The sequence below is a fragment of the Mesorhizobium sp. M7A.F.Ca.AU.002.02.1.1 genome (assembly GCF_003998535.1).
In the GTDB taxonomy this organism is placed as follows: Bacteria; Pseudomonadota; Alphaproteobacteria; order Rhizobiales; family Rhizobiaceae; genus Mesorhizobium; species Mesorhizobium ciceri.
The window spans coordinates 1-1,554 of the sequence record NZ_RZPB01001091.1 but is presented as its reverse complement, the minus strand read 5'-3'; the positions used below and the strand labels follow the sequence as shown (position 1 = coordinate 1,554).

Here is a 1,554-nt window from a genome sequence, read left to right as displayed (position 1 = left end):
AGCCAGGATGAAGCCGAGCACGCCGGCGGCCGCGATACCGGGCATCGACACCGGCAGGACAATACGCCAGAAGGCGCCCCAGGCGGTCGCGCCGTCGGTCATCGCCGCCCATTCCAGATCGACTGGAATGCCCTCGAAGAAGCCCATCAGGATCCAGGTCAGGAAAGGCAGGTTGAGCGCGGCATAGACGATGATCAGCCCCGTCAGCGAATTGCTGAGCTCCAGGCTTCGGAACAGCGTGAAGGTCGGCAGCACCAGCGCCACGGGCGGCAACATCTGCGTCGCCAGAACGGCAAAACGCGCCCAACGACCGCCCGTGCGGAAGCGGGCGAAGGCATAGCCGGTGGTGGCGGCAAAAGGCAATGCGAGCAGAACCGAGCCGAGCGCGACGATCAGGCTGTTGAGGTACGACTGACCGAAGCGGCTCGACAGCAGCGCCGAATAATTGTCCGTCGTAAAGGCCGGCATCAGCTCGTTGCTGTAGGACAACTGCTCGGGGACGAAGCTTGTCCGCAGCACCCAGAGCGGCGGCAGCAGCACGATGGCGCAGACGACAATCAGCCCGAAATGCAAGCCGAAGCGGCGACGAAAGGCCGGCCGTTCGTTTCTGTCCATGCTGGTCATCGCGTGGCCCCCATGAGGCTCGGCCGCGCGATGACCAGTTCGGTTTCGGGATCAAAGAGGTGCATCGGCAGCGGGTCGATGTAGAGTTCGACCATCGAGCCGACGGGCGCCGTGAAATAACGGCTGAGGCGGGCGGCGATCTCAAACGGCTTGTCGCCCCCCGCGGGGTGAGCATCATCCCTGCCGGTGGCGTGACCGGCAATCTGGCCGATCAGGACGTTCTCGGCGCCGAGAGCCTCGACGGCCACGACCCGTACGGCAATCTTCTGCCAGTCCGGCTTGTCGGGGCTTTCGTGGAAATCCTCGGCCCGCACGCCCAGAATGACGCGGCGCCCGGCACGCTCGCCATAAGCGTTGCGGTGGCGGGCGGGGACGGCAAGCACGGCACCGCTGTCGGTCAGGACGGAGAGCCCTTCGCCAGGTGCGGCCTGAAGCGTGGCCGGAATGAGGTTCATCGGCGGCGTCGCCAGGAAGCGTGCGACGAAGGTGTTGACCGGGTCGGCATAGACTTCAAGCGGCCGGCCGGCCTGGATCAGGCGACCATCGCGCATGATGCATATGCGATCGCCCATGGTCATCGCCTCGACCTGGTCGTGGGTGACATGGACGATGGTGCGGCCGAGGCGCCGGTGCAGCTTCACGAGTTCGAGCCGCATCTCGGCACGCAGTTGCGCATCGAGATTGGACAGCGGTTCGTCAAGCAGGAAGGCCGCCGGTTCGCGAACGATCGCCCGGCCGAGCGCGACACGCTGCCGCTGGCCACCCGAAAGCGCTGCCGGCTTGCGGCCGAGAAGATTCTGCAGACCGAGCAGGTTAGCGGCGTCTGCAATCTTGGCATCGATGACCGCCGCGTCGGTGCCGCGCATCTTCAGCCCGAAGGCCATATTCTGCCGCACCGACATATGCGGATAGAGCGCGTAGCTCTGGAAC

2 protein-coding genes are annotated in these 1,554 nt (G+C 65.5%); both read right to left on the bottom strand.

Annotation, left to right across the window (positions count from 1 at the left end):
* On the bottom strand, positions 1-615 hold a 615-nt coding region (locus EN879_RS35315), incomplete at its 3' end, for a carbohydrate ABC transporter permease (RefSeq protein WP_245493929.1).
* A gap of 5 nt (positions 616-620) precedes the next feature.
* Positions 621-1,554, bottom strand: a 934-nt coding sequence (locus EN879_RS35310) for an ATP-binding cassette domain-containing protein (protein ID WP_127274685.1), incomplete at its 5' end; no start/stop codon positions are given.